Below are 15,391 nucleotides of genomic sequence, written 5' to 3'. Positions count from 1 at the left end.
CTGTTCGCCCTGTCCACCGACGAGGACGCTTTGCGCAAGGCGCTCGCGGACGGTCCCGTCACGTTCTATTGCGGTTTCGACCCGACAGCGGTGAACGCCACCGGCAGACTGCTGTAGCCGTACAGGAAGTTGGAGTACACGCGCCGGGCGGGTCCGCGCGACTCCACGGCGGCGACCCTGTCGCGCAGCGCCGCGAGGAGCGCCTTGAGCTCCTCGCGGCCGAGGAACGCGCCGAGGCAGAAGTGCGGTCCGAAGCCGAAGGTCACGTGCTTGTTGGGGGTGCGGCCCAGGTCGTAGCGGCGCGGGTCGGCGAACACGCTCTCGTCGAGGTTGGCGGAGCTGTTCCACAGCGTGACGACGTCACCCGCCGGTACGGTGCGGCCGCCGATCTCCACGTCGACCAGGGCACGGCGGCCGAAGTGCATCGCCGGCGTGGTCCAGCGCAGCACCTCCTCGGTGGCGCTGTCCACGCCGACCTCCCCGGCCTTGAACGCCCGCCACTGCTCGGGGTGTTCGATGAAGCCGAGCACCGCGCCGATGGACGCCATCCGGCTGGACTCGTCGCCGCCGATGATGAGGCTGTAGCAGTTGAGGACGATCTCCTCCTCGGTCAGCGGCCTGCCCTCGATCTCCCCCGTGGCCAGGGCGCTGATGACGTCGTCGCCCGGGTTCCTGCGGCGGCTGCGCGCCAGGTCGGAGAAGTACAGCAGGATCTCGTTGCGGGCGAGCCAGGCGTCGTCCGCGGTGCCCTCGCTGCTGTCCGCGCTGAGCACCTGCTTGTTCCAGTCGAGCAGCGGCTGGCGGTCCTGCGGGGGCACGGCCATGAGGTCGCAGATGGTGCCCATCGGGATGTGCTCGGCGATCGCCTCCGCGTAGTCGAAGCCGTCACGGTCCAGCACCTGGTCGAGCAGGTCCCGGGTGCGGATGCCCACCTGCTCGACCACGTGGCGCAGGGCGCGCGGCGAGAACGACCTGAGCATCAGGTTCCGGATGGCGCGGTGGCGGGGCCCGTCGGTGACGGCGAGCATCTTCCCGGCCGCCGAGTCGCCGCCCTGCAGCAGGGTGGCGAGCACATTGCCGCGCTCGGAGGTGAACCGGTCGTTGTCCTTGTAGACGGCCACCACGTCCTCGTACCGGGTGAGCGCCCAGAAGCCGGGCCGGCCCCCGGCGGGCCGGTGGTGGTGGACCGGGCGCTCGGTACGGAACTGCCGCCAGAGGTCGTGCAGTTCGCCGGGGCTTCCGGTGACGAAGGTGCTGGGGTCGGTGAGATCCACGGCGTCCAGGTCGCCTTGTACGGCCCGGACGGTCTCGGTCGCAGTCATGTCCGCTCTCACTGTCGGTTCCACGGGTTCAGGGGTTCGGTGGGTGTGCACCGGGCGGCGACTCGGCGCGCCGCCGGATGCCGTGCAGCCACTCGCGGCGGATGAGGCCGCTGGGCAGGCGGATGAGCATCCAGTAGCGGGCGAACCGGCGCCGGGCCGCCTCGTCGGTGCTGAGCACCCGCGTCTCGGTGGTCAGCCGTCCCTCGCCGACGCGGAAGTCGAAGGCGACCTTGTAGTGGCCGGGCCGGTCGAAGGCGGCGAAGGCGTCCGCGACCGGTTCGGCGAGGCCGGCCGGCCCCTTGGGCTCCTCGGTGGCCACGACCGCCCCGACCACCAACTGGCTTTCGTCGCGGTGCAGTTCGGTGAAGCCACCGCTCGTCATCGAGGAGAGGAAGGGTTCGTCGGCCCTGTCCCGGCGGGTGCCGAGGGAGCCGGCCAGCATCAGGACGTGGAAGAGGGGGACGTCGCGCCAGCGGGTCTCGTCGACCGCGCGCAGGACCCGTTCGCCGGGTGCGCGCACCGCGATCGTGTGCCGCTCCCGGTGGTCCCAGCGGGGCAGCAGCCGGTCCATGGCCCGTTCGCTCATGTCAGTCGCTCCCTTCCGGGGCCGGCTCGGCGGTCCGGGTCGCCGCGTCGCGGACCGGGGCCGGCGGCCGGGTGCGCCCCTGGAAGGCCAGGGCCATGCCGAGGAACAGCAGACCGCCGAGCATCCAGTAGGGCTCGTAGACGAGGACGCTGAACCGGTCCTCGCCGGTCAGCGGCTTGTTGCGCTGACCGGTGAGGAAGACCGCGAGGTCCACCATGGCCGGTGCGGCGTGGAAGATCATCAGCAGCGCGCAGCCCCACGCCCCGAACAGCACCAGGCGGCGTGGGAAGAACAGGCCCCAGCGCTGCACCAGGGCGAGCGCGAGAGCGGCTCCTCCGAGGTTCATCGGTATGGCGATCAGGTCGATGACGAACAACGGCTTGTTGTCGACCAGGGATTCACCGGGCGGCAGCCCGAACGTCCCGCCCAGGGCCCAGTAGCTGTGGAACGCCGCGAAGACGACCATCCACGCACAGGCGGTGAAGGCCGTTCTGCGCTGCCATGCCGTCGCGGGTGGCGTACGGCGGGCCCGCTCGGTGATGCGGGCGGAGGTGCGGGTGACGGCAGCGGGAGTGCTTTCCATGACGTTCCAATCGCGGTGGACGGTGTGTTCCCGTCGGATGCCGGGTCAGGCGGACAGCTCGGATCCATACCCCATCGGGCAGCCGTAGACTGTCCCGCCGCCGGACCCGGTGTCATGCTCTTCGGCAGGTGTGGCGTGAACGTGACTGCGGGCCGCGTGCAGTTCGGGGAAGAACCACTTGTCCAGGGTGGAGCGCAGGAACTCCGATCCCGAACTGCCGCCGCTGCCGGGCCGGGTGCCGAGCGCGCGGACGACCAGCAGCCAGTGCTGGTAGCGCCACTTGTGGAAGAGCGCGTCGTACTCGAGGAGGTCCTCGGCCGTGTCGCGCAGTTCCTCGTCGGGCCGGCCCGGGGCGAAGAGGTCCTCGGGGGTGAGCCCGCGGCGGCGCAGCACCTGGGTGAACACGTCGCCGACGGTGGGCTCGTGGAAGCGGCTCAGCAGCCGCTCGCGCTCGGCGACGGTGGCACCGGGCAGGTTCAGGTAACGGCGGTCGCGCAGGCCGGAGATCATCTCCACCTCACGGAACTGTACGGACTGAAAGCCGCTGGACTCGCCGAGCGCGCCGCGGAACTCGTTGAACCCGGCGGGCGTCATGGTGGCGAGCACGTCGAGGTGGCCCAGCCACAGGGAGGCCATCCGGTTCAGCCGGCGCAGCCCGCGCCGGGCCGGGCCGAAGCGTTCGTCCTGCAGTGCGTCGCGCACGCCCTCCAGCTCGTGCAGCGCGCAGGAGAACCACAGCTCGATGGCCTGGTGGGTGATGATGAACAGCATCTCGTCATGGGCGTCGGTGCGCGGGCGCTGGAGGGTGAGGAGTTCGGGGACCTCCAGGTACGAGCCGTAGGAGAGCGGTTCGGCGGGAGCGGCGGGGTGCGTCAGGGGTTCGGCGATGGTGTCGGTCATGGGATGGGTCCCCTCGGTGTGCGACGCTCAACGAGCGACGGCGGTACGGTACTTGCGGACGGCCAGGGGGGCGACGACCGCGAGGATCAGCGCCATCCAGGCCAGGCTGAGTACGACGGGGTGATCGTTCGGGAAGGAGTGCCCGACGGTCGCTGCCGGGTTGCCCCACAGTTCGCGGCAGGCACCGACCACGGAACTCAGCGGGTTCCACTCGGCCGCCACGGTCAGCCAGTGCGGCAGTCCGGTGAGCGGGATGAAGGCGTTGGACAGGAACAGCACGGGCATCAGCAGCAGCGACGGCACGGACGATGCGGTCGTCGGGTCGCCGAGCGAGAGCCCGATGAACGCGCCCAGCCACGCCAGCGTGAATCCGAAGAGCAGCAGGATGCCGAAGCCGGCGAGGACCTTCGGCGCGCTCTCGTGGGTGCGCCAGCCGATGCCGAGACCGACCGCTGCCATGGCGAGGCAGCTGAGCGCGCGCAACACGGTGTCGCCGAGGGTGCGGCCGATCAGCACGGCGGCACCCGACATGGGCAGGGAGCGGAAGCGGTCGACGAGTCCGTTGCGCAGATCCTCGACGGCGCCGACCGCCGTGCCCGGGACGGCGCTCATGACGCCCTGGACGAAGATGCCCGCCATGATGAACTCGGCGTAGTCGCCGTGCGGCACCTCGATGACGCTGCCGAACAGCACGCCGAAGAGCAGGACGAACACCATGGGCAGCAGGACGGCGTTGACCAGCCGGCCGGGTGCCCGCCGCAGGTGCCGCAGATGCCGTTCCAGGCAGATCAGCCCGTCGTTCAGTGCGGACAGCAGCCCGTCACGGGGTGCCGTTTGCGTCAATGTGCTCATGCCGCGCTCCACTCCTCACTGCGGTCCTCGCTGCGGTCCTCGTTTCGGTCCTCGCTGCGGTCCTCGCTGCGGTCGTCACTGCGGTTCTCGCTGCGGTCCTCGCTGTGTGCCGGTGCGGCGGTGGCTCCGGTGAGGCTGAGGAAGACGTCGTCGAGGGACGGACGGCGGACCGCGAAGTCCGTCACCGTCACCCCGGCGGCCCGCAGGGCCACGGCCGCCTCGGCGATGTCGTGCAGACCGCCGTCCAGCGGCACGGACAGCACCCGGCCGGCGTCGTCGGCGTACGGCACCGCGCCGACGGCGCGGCTGAGCGCGGCGGCCGCGGCGGGCCGCTGGCCGGGATCGGTGAGCGCCACCTCCAGGCGCTCACCGCCGACCGTGCGCTTGAGCTCGCCGGAGGTCCCTTCGGCGATCACCCGGCCGGAGTCCACGACCACGATCCGGTCGGCCAGTTCGTCGGCCTCCTCCAGGTACTGGGTGGTGAGCAGCACGGTGACCCCTGCCGCGACCTCCTCGCGAATCATCGCCCACAGGCCGAGCCGGCTGGCCGGGTCCAGTCCGGTGGTCGGCTCGTCCAGGAAGAGCACGGACGGCCGGGCGACCAGACTGGCCGCCAGATCGAGCCGGCGGCGCATGCCGCCCGAGTAGGTGCCGGCGGGCCGGCCCGCGGCATCGGCGAGGTCGAACCGGTCGAGCAGTTCGGCCGCCCGCTGCCTGGCCGCGGTGCGGGTCAGCCGTTGCAGCATGCCGATCATCCGCAGGTTCTCGGCGCCGGTGAGCTGCTCGTCGACGGCCGCGTACTGGCCGGTGAGCCCGATGGCGCGCTGTACCTGCCGGCGTTCGCGCACCACGTCGTACCCGGCGACCCGGGCGGTGCCCGCGTCGGGTTCGAGCAGGGTGGCGAGGATGCGGACGGTCGTGGTCTTGCCCGCGCCGTTGGGCCCGAGCACGCCGAGCACCGTGCCGGCCGGGACCGCGAGGTCGACGCCGCGCAGGGCCTCGTGGTCGCCGTACCGCTTGCGCAGCCCCTCCGTGTGTATCGCCAGGTCCACTGTTCGCTCCTCACTCACCGCGGACTCGGTCCGCGAGCACTCGGCCGATCTCGGCGATCGGCCCGGGACGGGTCATCTCGTCATGGGCACAGGCGACTTCGTGGATGTCCAGCCGTCCTGCCACGTGGGCCTGCCAGGTCTCGGCGCTCGGTGCGTCCTCGCCGCGGCCCTCGGTGGCGAGGAAGTACAGGACGTCGCCGCGGTACACGCCGGGCCGCAGTGCGTCACCGACCGCCTGGTTGTTGGCCGCGACCCGCTCGATGGCCGCCACATGCCGGGCCTCAAGTCCGGCGAGGCCCGTCTCGCCGGTGCCGAGCAGCTCCGCCACGGCCGCGTGATCGAGCGGCCGGCCGTCGGCGGCGGGTGCCCGGCCGGTGAGTCCGGCCAGTCCGCGCAGGAAGTCGTCGCCGTGGTGCTCGACGTGCCTCCGCCCGGTCGGGTAGGCGTCCAGGAGCGCGAGCGTCGCGACCTCCTCGCCGTCGGCCTGAAGGCGGGTGGCCATGAGGTGGGCGACCAGGCCGCCGAAGGACCAGCCGAGCAGGTGGTACGGGCCGTGCGGCTGGACCTTCCTGATCTGGGCCAGGTAGTCGTCGGCCATCTCCTCGGCGGTCGCCGCAAGCCCGTCGGCTCCGGTCAGTCCCCGGGCCTGCAGCGCGTACACCGGCCGGTCGCGTTCCAGGGCCGGTACCAGCCCGGAGTAGACCCAGCCGACGCCGAGTCCGGGGTGCACGCAGAACAGTGGCGGGAGGGTGCCCGTGGCCCGCAGCGGCAGCAGCACCTCGAGGGCGTCGTCGAGCGACTCGTCGCGGCCGTCGTCCCCCAGCCGGGGGGCGAGCCGGGCGACCGTCGGCGCCTCGAAGACGGTGCGGACGGTGAGGCTCGCGCCCAGGGCCTCGCGGATGCGGCCGGCCAGCCGCATGATCAGCAGGGAGTGGCCGCCCAGGTCGAAGAAGTCGTCGTCGACACCGACCCGTTCCACCCCGAGCACCTCGGCGAACAGAGCGCACAGCACTTCCTCGCGCGGCGAGCGCGGCGCGCGGTAGGCCCGCAGGGACGTGAACCCGGGTGCGGGCAGGGCCCGTACGTCGAGCTTGCCGTGGTGGGTCAGCGGCAGGGCGTCGAGGGTCACGAACGCGGCGGGCACCATGTACTCGGGCAGGGCTCCGGCGACCAGCGTCCGCAGCTCGTCCGTCCCACCCACCGCGTCCCCGGTGAGGTAGGCGACCAGGCGCTGGTCGCCCGGAGTGTCCTCGCGCAGCACCACGGCGGCCCGGCGGACGCCCGGGTGCCCGGTCAGGACGGACTCGATCTCCCCGGTCTCGATGCGGAAGCCGCGCAGCTTGACCTGGCCGTCGCCGCGGCCGTCGTAGACGAGCCGGCCCGCGGCGTCCCAGTGGGCGAGGTCGCCGGTGCGGTACATCCGCGTCCCGGCCGGCCCGAAGGGGTCGGCGACGAAGCGCTCGGCGGTCAGTGCGGCCCGGTCGAGGTATCCGCGGGCCAGGCTCGCGCCGGCGATGTACAGCTCGCCGCGCACGCCGGCCGGGACGGGGCGCAGCCACGCGTCGAGCACATAGGCCCGGGTGTTGGCGAACGGGCGGCCGATCGGCACGGGCCCGGCGGGCAGCTGCCGGCCCGGCTCGATGCGGTACTGCGTGCAGTTGACGGTGGCTTCGGTCGGTCCGTACACGTTGGTCACGGTGGTGCCGGGCCGGCGGGCGCGGAACGCGGTGAGTGCCTCGCCGGTCAGTGCCTCGCCGCCGACGAGGAGTTCGCCGGTGGGCACGTGGGCGTCGGGCGCGGCCGCGAGCAGCGGCAGATGGCTGGGGGTCGCCTTCAGGAACGTGATGGTGCCGCCGGTGTCCCGTTCGTCGTCGAGTGCGGCGATCCGGACCTGGCCGCCGATGACCAGCGGGGTGTAGAGGGCGGTCACGGTCAGGTCGAAGGTGACCGGCGAGTGGAGCAGGGCGGTGCCCGCGGCGCTCGGGTGGGCGGCTGCCGTCCAGCCCAGGTAGTCGGTGACCGAGCGGTGTTCGACCACCACGCCCTTGGGCCGGCCGGTCGACCCGGAGGTGTAGATGACGTAGGCCGGGTGGGCCGGGCGGAGCCGGGCGGTGCGGTCCGCGTCCGTGAGGTCGGCGCCGTCCCGCTCGGCCAGGTCCCGGACGGTGCCGGGGTCGTCGAGCAGCAGCGGGGCGGGGCCGGCGGGGAGCCCGGCGGCCGTGCCGCTGTCGCCGAGCAGCAGTACGGGGGCCGCGTCGGCGAGCACGAACCGGGTGCGCTCGGCCGGGTGGTCCGGGTCGAGCGGCAGATAGGCCGCGCCGGACTTCAGCACGGCGAGCAGTGCGACCACCAGACGGGCCGAGCGGGGCAGGGCGATCGCGACCAGCCGCTCGGGGCCGGCTCCGTGGGCCGCCAGCAGCCGGGCGAGCCGGTTGGCGCGGGTGTTCAACTCCTCGTAGGTGAGCGTCTCGTCGTCGGCGACGACCGCGACGGCGTGCGGGGTGCGCCGCACCTGGGCCTGGAGCAGCGCGGGCAGCAGCTCCTCGGCCACCTCGCGCGTGCCGCCGTCGCCCTGGGCGAGCAGGGCGCGCCGTTCCTCGGGCGTGAGCACGTCGAGGGTGCACACGGGCGCGTCGGGCCGGTCGGTGGCCGCGGCGAGCAGGGTGTTCAGGCGCTCGGCGAGCCGCTGTGCGGTGCCCGGGTCGAACAGCTCGGTGTTGTACTGCAGCACTCCGTCGACGCCGGCCGGTGTGCCCGCGGAGTCGAAGCGTTCGCCGAGGTGGACGGCCAGGTCGAACTTGGCGACGGCGGACTCGGCGGCGTACGGGCTCGTGGTGAGTCCGTCGAGGCGGAAGTCGGCCTCGGCGTTGTTGTGGACGGAGACCAGCACCTGGAAGAGGGGGTGCCGGGCCAGGGACCTGGCCGGGTTGAGCACCTCCACGAGCCGTTCGAACGGCAGGTCCTGGTGGGCGTAGGCGGCGAGGTCGGTCTCGCGGACCCGGGCCACCAGTTCCCGGAAGGTGGGGGTGCCGGAGGTGTCGGTGCGCAGCACCAGGGTGTTGACGAAGAAGCCGACGAGGTCGTCGAGGGCGTCGTCGGTGCGGCCGGCGACCGGGGTGCCGACGGGGATGTCGGTGCCCGCGCCCTCCGCGGTGAGGACGGCGGCGAAGGCCGCCTGCAGCACCATGAACATGCTGGCGCGGGTGTCGTGCGCGAGCCGGGCGAGCCGGGCGTGCAGCGTGGCGTCCAGGGTGAACGGCACACCGGCGCCGTGGTTGCCGAGAACCGCGGGCCGGGGCCGGTCCAGGGGCAGTTCGAGCTGGTCGGGCAGGCCGGCCAGGGTCTGCTTCCAGTGGGTGATCTGCTGGGCCGCGACGCTCCTCGGGTCCTGCTCGTCGCCGAGCACCCTGCGCTGCCACAGCGCGTAGTCCGCGTACTGCACGGGCAGCGGTGTCCAGGCCGGTGCGCCGCCCGTCCTGCGGGCGGCGTAGGCGGTGGCGAGGTCGCGGGCCAGCGGGGCCATCGACCAGCCGTCGGTGGCGATGTGGTGCACCACCAGGAGCAGTACGTGCTCCTCGGCGGCGGTGCTGAACAGGGTGGCGCGCAGGGGGACTTCGCAGGTCAGGTCGAATCCGCGGGCGGCTTCGGCGGCCAGTGCCGGGCCGAGCCCGTCCTCGCCGGTGCCGGCGAAGGTGAAGGCCGTGCGGGTCGGGTCGGCGGGCAGCACCTGCTGGCGGGGTTCTCCGTCGATGGCAGGGAAGACGGTGCGCAGGGTCTCGTGGCGTTCCACGACGTCGGCGAGTGCCCCATCGAGCGCGTCCCGGTCGACGGGGCCGTGCAGCCTGACGGCCAGCGGGATGTTGTAGGTGGCGCTCGGGCCTTCCATCCGGTTGAGGAACCACAGCCTGCGCTGGGCGAAGGACAGCGGCACCGCGTCGGGCCGGTTTGCCGCGCGCAGCGCAGGACGGGCACCGCCGGCCGCGGCGACCCGTGCGGCCAGCTCGGCCGGGGTCGGCGCCTCGAAGAGGGCGCGGATGGCGAGTTCCACGCCCAGGTCGGAGCGGACCCGGCTGACCAGGCGGGTGGCGAGCAGGGAGTGGCCGCCCAGGGTGAAGAAGCTGTCGTCGACGCCGACCGTCTCCAGGCCCAGCACCTCGGCGAAGAGGGCGCACAGGGCCTCCTCCTCCGCGGTCTCGGGTGCCCGGCCGGTGGTGGAGCCGGCGAGTTCCGGCGCGGGCAGGGCCTTGCGGTCGACCTTGCCGTTGGGCGTCAGCGGGAACTCGTCGAGCGCGACGGTGGCGGAGGGCACCATGAACTCGGGGAGCACTGCGCCGATGTGCTCGCGCAGGGCTTCCGGGTCCGTCCGGCGGCCCTCGGCCGCGACCACGTACGCCACGACCCGTTTGTCGCCGGGCTCGTCCTCGCGTACGACGACCATGGCGTGGCCGACGGTCTCGTGCTGGGCGAGCACCGACTCGATCTCCCCGAGTTCGATGCGGAAGCCCCTGACCTTGACCTGGTTGTCGGCACGGCCGACGAACTCGAGCTGCCCGTCGGCCCGCCATCGGCCGAGGTCGCCGGAGCGGTACAGGCGGGAGCCCGCGCGGCCGAAGGGGTTGGCCACGAACCGCTGTGCGGTCAGTCCGGGCCGCTCGTGGTAGCCCCGGGCGAGGCCGGGGCCGGCGATGTACATCTCGCCGACGGCGCCGGGGGGCACCGGGCGCAGCCAGCGGTCCAGGAGGTACACGCTGGAGTTGACGAAGGGGCGCCCGATGGGAGGGGTGCCGCCGATGCCGAGGGGACCGCTCATGGTGGCGCCGACGGTGGTCTCGGTCGGACCGTAGCCGTTGAGGATGCGGCGGCCCGGTGCCCAGCGGGCGACGAGCTCGGGGGTGCAGGCGTCGCCGGTGGAGACGAGGGTGGCCCCGGCGAGCACGTCCGGGCCGGCCGGGAGCGAGGCGAGAGCGACCGGCGGCAGCGTGGCGTGGGTGATCCGGTGCCTGCGGACCAGGGCGGCGAGCGGATCGCCGGGCAGCAGGTCGTCGGCGGAGCCGAGGACGAGGGCTGCACCGGAGAGCAGGCCCATCGACAGGTCCCAGAAGCCGGCGTCGAAGCTCACCGACGCGAACTGCAGCACCCTGCTGCCCGGTCCGGCCTGGACGGCGTCGGCCTGGGTGGCGACCAGGCTCGCCAGGCCGTGGTGCGGGACGACGACCCCCTTGGGGCGGCCGGTCGAGCCGGAGGTGTAGATGACGTACATCGGGTGTGCGGTGGTCAGCGGCGTGAGCCGGTCCGCGTCGGTGACGTCGGCGTCGTCGCAGGCCGCGACGGCCGCCCGTTCGGCGGGGTCGTCCAGGACCAGCCGCGGCACCTCCGGCGCCGCTTCGGCCGGTGCTCCGGCGGCCGCGCCGGTGGTGATCAGCAGGCTGGGGCGGGCGTCGGCCACCATGTAGGAGAGGCGGTCGGCCGGGTAGGCGGGGTCGAGCGGCAGATACCCGGCCCCGGCCTTGAGCACCGCCCACAGGGCGGTGACCAGCTCCACCGAGCGAGGTACGCAGACCGCGACGAACTGCTCCGGTCCGGCGCCGAGTTCGATGAGCCTGCGGGCCAGCCGGTTGGCGCGGGCGTCCAGTTCGCCGTAGGAGACGGTGGTGTCGCCGAAGTGCAGCGCGGGCGCGTCGGGCGCCTCGGCCACCCGGGCCCGGAACAGCTCGGGCAGGGTCGCCGGGGGGATCTCGCGGGCGCTGTCGTTGTAGTCGCCGAGCAGGCGCCTGCGCTCCGCCGGGGAGAGCAGGTCGAGCCGGCCGACGGGCCGGCCGGGATCGGCCACGACGTCCGTGAACAGCCGTACCAGCCGGTCGAGGACGGACCGGGCGGTCGTCTCGTCGAACAGGTCGGGGGCGTAGCACAGCCGCAGGTGCAGGTCGTCGCCCATCAGGCCGGCGGCGAGGTTGAGCGGATAGTGGGCGCCGTCACGGCCGTCGACGCCGCTGAACCGGACGCCGTCGATCTCCAGTTCCTCGGTGGTCGGGTCGACGGGGTAGTTCTGGAAGACCAGTGTGGTGTCGAACAGTTCCTGGTGCCCGGAGAGCTGCTGCACGTCGGTCAGCCGGACGTGCTGGTGGGCGAGGAGTCCGGCCTGTTCGGTCTGCAGCCGGGTGAGCGCGTCCACGAGGGGTTCCTCGGGACGGAACCGGACGCGCACCGGCAGGGTGTTGATGAACAGCCCGACCATGGTGTCGACGCCCGGGATCTCCGGTGGCCGGCCGGAGACGATGGCGCCGAAGACCACGTCGTCGCGGCCCGTGAGGGCGGAGAGCAGCAGGCCCCAGACGCCCTGGACGACCGTGTTGACGGTCAGCGAGCGGCTGCGGGCGAAGGCCAGCAGCGCGGCGGTGATCTCCGCGGGTACCTCGTGCCGCAGCCAGCCGGGCCGGACCAGCTCCCGGCCGCGGTGCACCGGGGCCACGAGGGTCGGCTCCTCGATGTCGTCGAGGGCGGTGCGCCACGCCTCGCGGGCGGTGTCCGCGTCCTGGCCGGCGACCCAGGCCAGGTAGTCGCGGTAGGGGGTGACCGGGCGCAGCACGGCCGGGTCGCCCTTGCTGCCGTACAGCTCGAACAGCTCCCGGACCAGCACCGGTACGGACCAGCCGTCCATGAGGATGTGGTGCTTGGTCAGCATCAGCCGGAAGCGCTCCGGGCCGAGCCGGAAGACGGTGAAGCGCAGCAGCGGCGGGCGGGTGAGGTCGAAGCCGCGCGCCCGGTCCTCGTCGGCGTGCCGGGCGAGCTCGGCCTCCCGCTTGTCCTCGTCCAGGGCACTGAGGTCGATCTGTGCCCAGGGCACCTTGACCTGGCTGTGCACCAGCTGCACGGGCTCGGTCGACCGGTCGTGCCGGAAGCCGACCCGCAGATTGGCGTGCCGCTTGAGCAGCGCCCGTGCGGCCAGGCGCAGGGCACGGGCGTCCAGGGGCCCTTCGAGGTCGAGGAGGAGCTGGTGGACGTAGAGGTCCGGTCCGTCCTCGTCGTACAGGGCCTGGAACAGCATGCCCTCCTGCAGTGGCGACAGCGGGAGGACGTCCTCGATTGCGGACTTGCTCACTTGGCCATCTCCCATTCGTCCGTGAAGTCGTCCTCGTCTTCCTCGTCGTCCCGGTGGTCCGGGGCGAGAGGTTCGGCGCCCGAGGTGAAGGCGTCGAGTTCGTCCTGGCTGAGCCGGACCAGTGACAGGTCCGACGGGGTGAGTCCGCCGATGCCGGCCTGCGCGGCGTGGGCCGCGAGCGCCTGTACGGCGCGGGTGAAGCAGGCGGTGAGTGAGCGGACGTCCTCCTCGCGCAGCAGGGTCTGCGGCCAGGACCAGACGAGCAGCAGGCGCGGCCCGTCCGGGTGGTCCTCGGTCATGGCGTTGACACCGAGGGCGTGGGTGAGCGGGGTCTCCGGGTCGGGCCGGCCGCCGGAGAGGTCGGCGCCGCCGACCATCTCCGCGTCGGCGACCGGTGTCCAGGGCGCGGCTTCGCCGCTGCCCGCCGGGGCGGACCTGCCCAGGTAGTTGAAGCTGATCTGGGGTCCCGGGAGGTCCCTGAGCACGTCCCGGGCGCGGTGGTTGAGGTGGCGCAGCAGGCCGAAGCCCAGGCCGTGGTCGGGCAGGGCGCGCAGTTGCTCCTTGACCCGCTTGAGCGCTTCGCCGAGGGCCGCACCGCCGGAGTCCGGCCCGGCCGGGTCGTAACCGCCCGGGTCCAGGCGGACCGGGTGCAGGCTGGTGAACCAGCCGACGGTGCGGGACAGGTCGGCGCCGTCCACGACGTCCTCCCGGCCGTGTCCCTCCAGGTCGACGAGGACCGCGGTCTCGTCCTCCTCGCCGCGGCGGGCCCGCCAGTCGGCGACCGCCAGGGCGAGGGCGGTGAGCAGGACGTCGTTGACGCCCGCGCGGTAGGCGGCCGGAAGGGTGGTCAGCAGCGGGGCGACGTGCTCGGGGGCCTCGGTGGTGGTCAGGAAGCGCATGGTGGCGAACACGTCCTGCCCGGGGTCGAGCGGGCGGTCCCCGAACAGCGGGTCCGGCTCTTCCAGCATGCCTTCCCACAGTGGGAGTTCGGCCTCGCGCTCCGGGGTGTGGGCGAGTTCCAGCAGGTGCTGGGCCCAGCGCCTGAACGAGGTGCCGGTCGGCTGGAGTTCGGGCTCGGCGCCCTTGTCGAGCGCCTCGCAGGCGGCGGCGAGGTCGGGCACCAGGATCTGCCAGGACACGTTGTCGACGACCAGGTGGTGGGCCACCAGCAGCAGTCGCCCGGCGTGCCCGGCTCCGGCGTCGAACCAGACCGCCTGGAGCATCACCCCGGCGTCCGGGTCGATCCTCCCCCAGGCTGCCTCGCTCTCCCGTGAGGTGAGCGTGCGCAGCTGTACGGCGTCCAGGCCGGCCGCGTCGACGCGCAGCACCCGGCCGGCGGCGTCCACGGTGCCGCGCTCGGGCACTTCGAGCCGCCATTGGCCGGTCTCCCTGATCAGCCGGGCGCGCAGGGCGTCGTGGTGGTCGAGGAGGACCTGCAGGGCGGCGGTGAGCCGGTCCTCGGTGAGGCCCGCGGGGGCTTGCAGGAGCATGGACTGGTTGAAGCGGCCGATGGGTCCGCCGCGTTCGCGCAGCCAGTGCACGGCCGGCGTGAGCGGTACCTCGCCGATGCCGAGGTCGGGGCCCTCGCCGACGACCTGGTCCAGGCTGCCCGCGACGGCGGCGAGCGCGGCCACCGTGCGGTGCTCGAAAACCTGCCGCGGTGTGATGACGAGTCCGGCGGCGCGGGCGCGGCTGACGAGCTGGATGGACATGATGCTGTCGCCGCCGAGGTCGAAGAAGCTGTCATCGACGCCGACCGAGGAGAGATTCAGCAGCTCCCGGTAGATCCGGCCGAGGGTTTCCTCGCGTTCGGTGGTGGCCTGGCGTCCGCCGGGGGCCGCGGAGAGGTCGGGGGCGGGCAGGGCCTTGCGGTCCAGCTTGCCGTTCGGGGTCTGCGGGAACTCCTCCAGCACCACCACCGCGGCCGGAGCCATGTAGTCGGGCAGAGCCTCACCCACATGGGACCGCAGATGTGCCGGGTCCGCGCTCGTTCCGGTGCGCGGGACGACGTAGGCGACCAGCTGCCTGACACCGGGAGTGTCCTCCCGGACGAGGACCGCTACCTGACCGACACTCCCATCGCGGGCCAACACGGCCTCGATCTCACCGAGTTCGATCCGGAAACCACGGACCTTGACCTGGTCGTCGGCCCGGCCGACATACTCCAACTGCCCGTCGACACGCCAGCGCGCCAGGTCACCCGTGCGGTACATCCGCTCACCCGGGGCGCCGAAAGGCGCGGCGACGAACCGCTCCGCCGTCAGCCCCGGCCGTCCCAGATAGCCGCGGGCCAGCGCCGGACCGGCGACATACAGCTCGCCCGTCACCCCGGGCGGGACCGGACGCAGCCGCGCGTCCAGCACATACAGCCTGCTGTTGAACACCGGCCGGCCGATCGGCGGGACCTCGCCCGCACCCAGCGCACCGCTCATCGACGCACACACGGTGGTCTCGGTCGGGCCGTAGGCGTTGATCAGACTCCGGCCCGCCGACCAGCGGGTGACCACCTCACCGGACAACGCCTCACCGGCCGAGACCAGCGTGCCACCCGGCAACAGCTCCCCGTCCGCGTCCATCGCCGCCAGCACCACCGGCGGCAACGTCGCATGCGTGACCCGGAACGTCCTGAGAGTACCGGCCAGCGGCTCACCCGGCTGCAGCCCCTCCGCCCCCGCCACCACCACCGCCGCACCCGAGAGCAGACCCATGCACAGCTCCCAGAACGCCGCGTCGAAACTCGGCGAGGCGAACTGCAGCACCCGACCGCCCGGACCGACACCCAGCCGCTCCGACTGCGTGACCAGCAGACTCGCCACACCCGCGTGCGAAACCACCACACCCTTGGGACGACCCGTGGAACCCGAGGTGTAGATGACATACGCCGGGTTGGCCGGGGCCACCCGGACCTGCGGGGCACTCTCCGGCAGGCCGGACAGGTCCAGATCATCCAGCAGGACCGGTTCCGTCCCCTCCGGCAGACATCCGGCGGTCCCGGTG

The 15,391-nt window shown here is 73.0% G+C and carries 8 protein-coding genes; all 8 read right to left on the bottom strand.

What is annotated here, in order from left to right; translation table 11 throughout:
* Positions 1–65: 65 nt before the first annotated feature.
* Entirely contained in the window at positions 66–1,322 is a 1,257-nt protein-coding gene (locus AB0H32_RS40360) for a cytochrome P450 (RefSeq protein ID WP_361131974.1), read from the bottom strand.
* Between the two features lie 28 nt (positions 1,323–1,350).
* Entirely contained in the window at positions 1,351–1,908 is a 558-nt protein-coding gene (locus AB0H32_RS40355; protein WP_361131971.1) for a hypothetical protein, read from the bottom strand.
* A 1-nt stretch (position 1,909) separates the two neighbouring features.
* Complete coding sequence (locus tag AB0H32_RS40350; protein WP_361131968.1) at positions 1,910–2,491, bottom strand: DUF3995 domain-containing protein; 582 nt, start codon at positions 2,489–2,491, stop codon at positions 1,910–1,912.
* Positions 2,492–2,536: 45 nt separating this feature from the next.
* On the bottom strand, positions 2,537–3,391 hold the full coding sequence (locus AB0H32_RS40345) for a tryptophan 2,3-dioxygenase family protein (protein ID WP_361131965.1): 855 nt from the start codon (positions 3,389–3,391) through the stop codon (positions 2,537–2,539).
* A 27-nt stretch (positions 3,392–3,418) separates the two neighbouring features.
* Positions 3,419–4,243, bottom strand: a complete 825-nt coding sequence (locus AB0H32_RS40340; RefSeq protein WP_361131962.1) for an ABC transporter permease — start codon at positions 4,241–4,243, stop codon at positions 3,419–3,421.
* On the bottom strand, positions 4,240–5,295 hold the full coding sequence (locus tag AB0H32_RS40335; RefSeq protein ID WP_361131959.1) for an ATP-binding cassette domain-containing protein: 1,056 nt from the start codon (positions 5,293–5,295) through the stop codon (positions 4,240–4,242). Before AB0H32_RS40335 ends, AB0H32_RS40340 begins: the two co-directional genes overlap by 4 nt.
* Positions 5,296–5,305: 10 nt before the next feature.
* Positions 5,306–12,394: an amino acid adenylation domain-containing protein gene (locus tag AB0H32_RS40330; RefSeq protein WP_361131956.1), complete on the bottom strand. Its 7,089-nt coding sequence runs from the start codon at positions 12,392–12,394 to the stop codon at positions 5,306–5,308.
* On the bottom strand, positions 12,391–15,391 hold a 3,001-nt coding region (locus AB0H32_RS40325; protein WP_361131953.1), incomplete at its 5' end, for an amino acid adenylation domain-containing protein. The genes AB0H32_RS40325 and AB0H32_RS40330, both read right to left, overlap by 4 nt.

Origin of the sequence: Streptomyces sp. NPDC020362 (assembly GCF_040642095.1) — a bacterium.
Taxonomy (GTDB): Bacteria; Actinomycetota; Actinomycetes; order Streptomycetales; family Streptomycetaceae; genus Streptomyces.
The sequence above is the reverse complement of the archived record's forward strand: the minus strand, read 5'-3'. Positions and strand labels throughout refer to the sequence as shown.